A 5,934-nucleotide genomic window follows, 5' to 3' on the forward strand; every position below is an offset into this window, starting at 1 on the left:
CCGGCAGGGCGCCGAGCGCCGCGAACGGGTCAGCCCGCGGAGGGCGCCCCCGCCTTCATCCCGTCCAGGACGAGATCGACCGCGTTCACGACCGTCGCCTCCGGCAGCGGAGCGCCGATGTGGGTGACGTAGATGTGGAGCAGCCCGCCGAGCGTGAACAGGACCAGCTCGGGATCGGTGCCGTCCGCCACCTCGCCCCGGCTCCTGCCCCGGTCGAGGATGACCCCGGCCTTGCTGATCCGCTCCGTCCAGAACTCCCGGCGCGCGGCCTCGACCTCGGGGTCCGTCTCCGAGACGACCGTCCCGCGGACGAAGGCGGCGCCGGTCGGCGTGGACACGAAGGCGGCGAGGTCCGTGAAGAAGTCGATCAGGTCCTGCCGGACGGACCCGGTGTCAGGGACCGGAACGGACCTCTCGGTGTGCGTCAGCAGGGCGTCGACGAGCAGGCGCGGCCGCGTCTTCCACCGCCGGTAGATCGACGTCTCGTGGATGCCGGCCATCTGGGCGATGTCGGCGATCCGCGTGTCCTCGATCCCGACGGACTCGATGCGCGCGATGGTCGCCTCCAGTACGGCGGCCCGCAGCCGGGCGCCACGCATCCCGCGCGCCCGCCCCTCGACGGAAGTCGTCATGACTCCCATTATCGCAACCGGACTTGCGTTGGGTGTCGTCGATGCCCTAGCTTCCGGTTATCGCAAGTCGACTTGCGTTAGGAGACAGAAGGCGCGATGACGGTGGTGCACAGCCCGGCCGGGGCATGGCGGGGCACACGCCGGGAGAAGGTCTCGGTCTTCCGCGGCATCCGGTACGCGGAGGCGGCGCGCTTCGGCCCGCCCCGGCGGCTGCCGCCGCACACCGGCGTCGCCGACGCCGTCCGGCCCGGCGACATCGCGCCGCAGAGCCCGTCGCGTCTGGAAGGGGTGATGGGAGCGGCCGCACCGCTGCCGCAGTCCGAGGACTGCCTGCGCCTCACCGTCACCACTCCCGACCCGCGGCCGTCGGCGGCGCGGCCCGTCCTGGTGTGGATGCACGGAGGCGCCTATCTGACCGGCAGCGGAGAGTGGAACCTCTACGACGCGGAACGGCTGAGCGCCGAGGGCGACATCGTCGTCGTGTCGGTCGCGTACCGGCTCGGCGCGCTCGGCTACCTGTGCGTCCCGGGGCTGTCCGACGGCAACCTCGGCCTGCTCGACCAGATCGCGGCGCTCGGATGGGTCCACGACAGCATCGCCGCGTTCGGAGGCGACCCCGGCCGCGTCACCGTGGCGGGGCAGTCGGCGGGCGCGCACTCCGCGGCCGCGATGCTGGGCATCGACGACGCCTCGCGGCTCTTCGGACGCGCCGTGCTCCAGAGCGCGCCGCTCGGCCTCGGCTTCGCCTCGCCCGGCGACGCCGAACGCGTCGGCGCGCTGTTCCTGCGACACCTGGGGGCGGACCCGCTCCGGGCGCCGGTCGCCGACATCCTCGCCGCGCAGGCGCGCACCGCCCGGGAACTCGCAGGCCCGCTGGGGCTCGGCTCGGCGCCGCCCTTCCTCCCGGTCGCCGGTTCGGGGCCGTTGCCAGCCCCGGCCGCCTGGCGGGCGTCCGTCGTACGCCGGGCGAAGGCGGGACTCGACGTCATGCTCGGCACCACCGACGACGAGATGACGGCCTTCTACGGCCGCCACCCGGTTTTCACCGCGCTGCGGCGCGTCCCCTTGGCCGGGGACGCGATCGTCGACCGCATCCAACGCGCCGTCCAGGACCGAGTCTTCGAGCGGCCGACCCGGCGGCTGGCCGACCTGCTCGCCGGGTCGGGCGCGAACGTCTACCGCTACCAGGTCCGCCGGTTCCACCCCGGCGGCCCGTTCGGCGCGTGCCACTGCATCGAGCTGCCGCTGCTGTTCGGCGACGGCGACGCCTGGCGCGACGCGCCGATGCTGGCCGGGATCGCGCCGGAGACGCTGGCCTCCGCCGGCGCGCGGACCCGGGCGCTGTGGAGCGCGTTCGCCCGTTCCGGCGTGCCCGACGGCTCCCGCTGGCGGCGCCACACGCCCCGGTCCCGGCACGCGCGGGCGCTGCCATGACCGCCCGCGTCCTCTCCTCCTCCCCGTCCACCGCCGACGATTCGGAGCGCACATGATGAACACGATGACCGTCAACGGCGTGCAGATCGGTTTCGACGACCAGGGGTTCGGGCCGGGGCCGGTCCTGGTCCTCCTGACCGGATGGGGACACGATCTGCGCGCGTACGACCGCCTGCTGCCGCACCTGCGGACGGATCACCGCGTGGTGCGCGTGTGCTGGCGCGGGCACGGCCCGGACCGGACTCCTCTGCCGGACTTCGGCGTCGCGGAGCAGGTCGAGGACACGATCGCCCTGCTCGACGCGCTGGAGGTCGGATCCTTCGTGCCCGTCTCGCACTCGCACGGCGGCTGGGCGGCCATGGACATCGCCGACCGGCTCGGCCGCGACCGCGTGCCGGGGGTGGTCCTCCTCGACATGATCATGACCCCGGCACCGCCGGAGTTCGTCGCGGGGCTCCACGCCATCCAGAACGAGGACACCTGGCTGGCGGGCCGCGACGGCCTGCTGCGGTCATGGCTCGACGGCAGCGACAACGAGGCGGTGCGCCACCACGTGCTCTACGAGTGCGGCGGCCACGGCTACGCGATGTGGGCGCGCTCGGGCCGTGAGATCGAGAACGCGTACGCCACCTGGGGGTCGCCGATGGGCCGCCTGGAAAAGCTCGCCGAACACCGCCCGGTCCGGCACGTGTTCTCGCACCCGAAGCTGGCGGCCTACGACGAGCATCACGAGCGTTTCCGCGCCCGGAACCCGTGGTTCGGCTACCGGCGCCTCGACGGCGAGACGCACTTCCCCGGCATCGAGCTCCCCGAGCAGGTCGCCGCCGAGATCCGCGATCTCCTCACCGAGATCCGCTGATCCTGCCGCCTTCCGGCCCCCAGCTCGGGCCGGGGCGATCCTCGGGTTCCCGGAGGCCGGGCCGAAACACGCCCCGCCTCCGGGCCGTCCGGGGGCCGAGACGGCAGGGCGGACGTCCCAGAAGCCGTTCCCACGACGTACTCCGCGGCGGTAGGAAGATCGGAGACACATCGCTCAAACCGGGAGGGTCTGTGGACTCCGGCTCCCCATCTGACACCGCGCTGGACGTCGTCGGCGCTGCTGACCATCGACGTTCGACGTGACTTCCTCTCGGAGGCGCCGTACGGTGTGGCGGGCACGACGGCCTCGCGCCTGCACGACACCGGCCGGGCCGAGTTGGCCGGCATCGGCGTGAATCCGCTGCACCGAGGCCGTCGTCGAGGCCTTTCGAGACGGCCCCCGCCGATGACCCGCGCGCGTGGCCGCTGGGCGGCCGTGACGGTGATCTCGTACGCCGCGGCCGTGTTCACGCTCACCTGGCTGACCATCGACAACCGGCTCGGAGACCAGCTCTACGGGCGGCTGCTGATGCTGCTGACGGCCTTCCCCGCCTCCGTCCTCGGCCTGCTGGTGGACTCCTGGCTGTACTCGGCCGTGGTCGGCGACGATGCCTCCCTCGCCGCCATCGTCTGGGACTACGTGCTGCTGGCCTGGCCGGGCGCCGCTCTCGCGGTCTGCCTCGCGTTCGCACTCGTCAGGCGCCCGGCCGCGGGCCGCGTCCTGGGCCTGCTGCTGGCCGGATGCGTCCTCCTCTCGGGGGTCGCGATCACCTTCGACCAATGGCCGCCGCGCCGCCCGTACGGCTGGCCGTTCTTCCTGTGCGGCCTCGTCATGCTCGTCGGCCTGCCGGCAGGTCGTACGAGGCGCGGGGAGGGGCAGTCGGCCGGAGAGGCGCGATGACAGACGCCGCCTGACGGCCGCTCCCGGATCTCGGGGGTAAGGTCCAGGCCGGTGACGCGATCATGCGCGGACGAACGCTTCACGAGGGAGGTGGCGTGGTGAGCGCCCCTGACATACGACTGCGGCCGGTGGCCGAGGACGATCTCGTCATGTTCCGGCGTTTCGCCACGGAGCCAGGGCTGATCGGACTGGACTGGACGGGGTTCCGCGACGCGCAGGCCCCGGCCCGGCGCTACGCCACCGACGGGTACCTGGGCGAGGACGACAGCCGGATCATCGTCGAGGTGGACGGCACGGCCGCGGGCTTCATGAGCTGGTCGGCGCAGGGGTTCGGCGTCTCCCGATACTGGGAGATCGGGATCGCCCTGCTCCCCGACTGGCGGGGACGCGGCATCGGCTGGCGCGCTCAGGCGATGCTGTGCGACTACCTGTTCACCCACACGCCGGCCGAGCGCATCCAGGCGGCCACCCACCCCGAGAACATCGCCGAACAGAAGTCGCTGGTGAAGGCCGGTTTCACGTTGGAGGGCGTCATGCGCGCGGTGGAGTTCCGCGCCGGGCGGTGGCGCGACGGCTGGATGTACAGCAGGCTGCGGAACGATCCGCCTCCACCCGGCCGAGGCGCGGATCGCGATCGTGTGTGACAACTTCAGCCCGCACCTGACGACGAAGAAGGACAAGCGAGTCGGCCAGTGGGCGGAGGCGAACAACGTCGAGATCGCCTACACGCCCACCGACTCCTCCTACCTCAACCGGATCGAGGCCCAGTTCACCGCGCTGCGCGAGTTCACCCTCAACGGCACCGACCATGCCTCAGATCCGGCGGGGAACTGGGAAACCCGGCAGGGCAGCAGCTGATTTGGATTCTGCGTCACATCCCGTTGGCCGCGACGGTTTCCAGCAGCTCGAGCAGTGTCGCGCGTTGCTCATGTGTGAGGGGTGCGAAGAGGTCCTCTGCGGCTCGAAGACGCTCGTCACGGAGCGTCTGGCGCATGGCGGCGCCACGATCGGTGAGATCCAGCAGTGTGGACCGGCGGTTGCGCGGGTCGATCCGACGGTGCACAAGGTCCGCCCGTTCCAGTGCGTCGACCAGCGGGGTTACCGCGCGCGGCACGACGCCTAGTTGTTCAGCCAGTTCCGCCATCCGCGGCGGGGTCTGACTGCGTGCGACAAGGCTGAGGACTTGAGCTTGCGCGGGGGTGAGCCCGAATGGCGCGAATCGTTCGGCCTGCATGGCACGCATTCGCTTGCCCACTCGCAAGAACAGCTCGCCCAGATGCCCCGTCGACTCGCCGGTCTCCATGGTGGTCAGAATAGCCGAGGTTCGTTCTTTGTGAATATAGGTAATTAAGAGCTAGACTCACGATCTCGATCGAAAGGAGCCAGAATGGAACAAGATCGAGACGTGGTGGCCACGGTGACGCTGGGGAGCCGCGCGCTGGCCGCGGCCGGGCACGGGGACATGGTGTGGGGCCACTTGGCGGTGCGCGATCCCGAGGGGCGCGGCGTGTGGATGAAGGCGCCCGGCTGGGGTCTGGAGGAGATCCGGCCGGACCGTGTCGTGCTGGTCGGCTGGGACGGCCGTTCCCTCGCCGGACCGGCTACGGTGCACAAGGAGTATCCGATCCACACCGAGATCATGCGGGCCCGGCCGGACGTGAACGTGACAGTCCACACGCACGCGGCGGCCGTCAACGCCTTCAGCGCGTTAGGGGTGCCACTGCTACCGATCAGCCACGATGCGGTCATCTTCGCCGAGTACGGCCTGCCGCGCTATACCGCCACCGCCAATCTCGTGAGCACGTCCGAGTTGGGGCGTGCGCTGGCCGAAGATCTCGGCAGGGCTCGCGCATGCCTGATGCCTCAGCATGGCTTGGTGGCCGCCGGTGAGGACGTCGCGCATGCCGTGATGACCGCGATCCTCCTGCAGCGGGCGTGTGAGGTCCAAGTGACCGCTCTGGCGACCGGTGAGATCCGGCACTGGACCGGCCACGAGGAGAGCCTGGAGAAGGCGTCGGTGTGCTGGCCGGACAGCCAGATGCAAGCCGGCTGGCGGTATTGGATGCGCCAGGTCGACAACACCGCAATCGCATAGCCGGAAAGGGGGGT

The 5,934-nt window shown here is 71.2% G+C and carries 8 protein-coding genes; 6 read left to right on the forward strand and 2 right to left on the reverse strand.

What is annotated here, in order from left to right:
• Positions 1-29 precede the first annotated feature (29 nt).
• Positions 30-632: a TetR-like C-terminal domain-containing protein gene (locus tag AWQ68_RS40205; RefSeq protein WP_066952015.1), complete on the reverse strand. Its 603-nt coding sequence runs from the start codon at positions 630-632 to the stop codon at positions 30-32.
• Positions 633-728: 96 nt separating this feature from the next.
• Here AWQ68_RS40205 and AWQ68_RS40210 point away from each other — a divergent pair, with 96 nt between their 5' ends.
• From AWQ68_RS40210 to AWQ68_RS40230, 5 genes are all read left to right on the forward strand, one after another.
• The gene (locus AWQ68_RS40210; protein ID WP_066952004.1) at positions 729-2,066 is read left to right on the forward strand and encodes a carboxylesterase/lipase family protein; all 1,338 of its coding nucleotides are present in this window, start codon (positions 729-731) and stop codon (positions 2,064-2,066) included.
• Positions 2,067-2,118: 52 nt separating this feature from the next.
• Positions 2,119-2,925: an alpha/beta fold hydrolase gene (locus AWQ68_RS40215; protein WP_084464953.1), complete on the forward strand. Its 807-nt coding sequence runs from the start codon at positions 2,119-2,121 to the stop codon at positions 2,923-2,925.
• A 405-nt stretch (positions 2,926-3,330) separates the two neighbouring features.
• Positions 3,331-3,825, forward strand: coding sequence for a hypothetical protein (locus AWQ68_RS40220; protein WP_066952005.1), 495 nt, complete (start codon positions 3,331-3,333; stop codon positions 3,823-3,825).
• 98 nt (positions 3,826-3,923) lie between these two features.
• Positions 3,924-4,469 (forward strand): GNAT family N-acetyltransferase, encoded by a 546-nt coding sequence (locus tag AWQ68_RS40225; protein WP_218007262.1) that lies wholly within the window; start codon positions 3,924-3,926, stop codon positions 4,467-4,469.
• Complete coding sequence (locus AWQ68_RS40230) at positions 4,462-4,683, forward strand: hypothetical protein (protein WP_245656596.1); 222 nt, start codon at positions 4,462-4,464, stop codon at positions 4,681-4,683. Before AWQ68_RS40225 ends, AWQ68_RS40230 begins: the two co-directional genes overlap by 8 nt.
• A 13-nt stretch (positions 4,684-4,696) precedes the next feature.
• Here the strand turns inward: AWQ68_RS40230 and AWQ68_RS40235 are convergent, their stop codons facing one another.
• On the reverse strand, positions 4,697-5,128 hold the full coding sequence (locus AWQ68_RS40235; RefSeq protein ID WP_066952011.1) for a MarR family winged helix-turn-helix transcriptional regulator: 432 nt from the start codon (positions 5,126-5,128) through the stop codon (positions 4,697-4,699).
• Positions 5,129-5,230: 102 nt separating this feature from the next.
• Between AWQ68_RS40235 and AWQ68_RS40240 the strand changes: the two genes are divergently transcribed.
• Positions 5,231-5,920, forward strand: a complete 690-nt coding sequence (locus tag AWQ68_RS40240) for a class II aldolase/adducin family protein (protein WP_245656598.1) — start codon at positions 5,231-5,233, stop codon at positions 5,918-5,920.
• Positions 5,921-5,934: the final 14 nt, after the last annotated feature.

This window comes from Microtetraspora fusca (assembly GCF_001570365.1).
In the GTDB taxonomy this organism is placed as follows: Bacteria; Actinomycetota; Actinomycetes; order Streptosporangiales; family Streptosporangiaceae; genus Microtetraspora; species Microtetraspora fusca.

Excerpts from the sequence above, each read along its gene's own strand:
- AWQ68_RS40205 (WP_066952015.1), bottom strand. The coding sequence starts at position 632 with ATGACGACTTCCGTCGAGGGGCGGGCGCGCGGGATGCGTGGCGCCCGG.
- AWQ68_RS40210 (WP_066952004.1), top strand. The coding sequence starts at position 729 with ATGACGGTGGTGCACAGCCCGGCCGGGGCATGGCGGGGCACACGCCGG.
- AWQ68_RS40215 (WP_084464953.1), top strand. The coding sequence starts at position 2,119 with ATGATGAACACGATGACCGTCAACGGCGTGCAGATCGGTTTCGACGAC.
- AWQ68_RS40220 (WP_066952005.1), top strand. The coding sequence starts at position 3,331 with ATGACCCGCGCGCGTGGCCGCTGGGCGGCCGTGACGGTGATCTCGTAC.
- AWQ68_RS40235 (WP_066952011.1), bottom strand. The coding sequence starts at position 5,128 with ATGGAGACCGGCGAGTCGACGGGGCATCTGGGCGAGCTGTTCTTGCGA.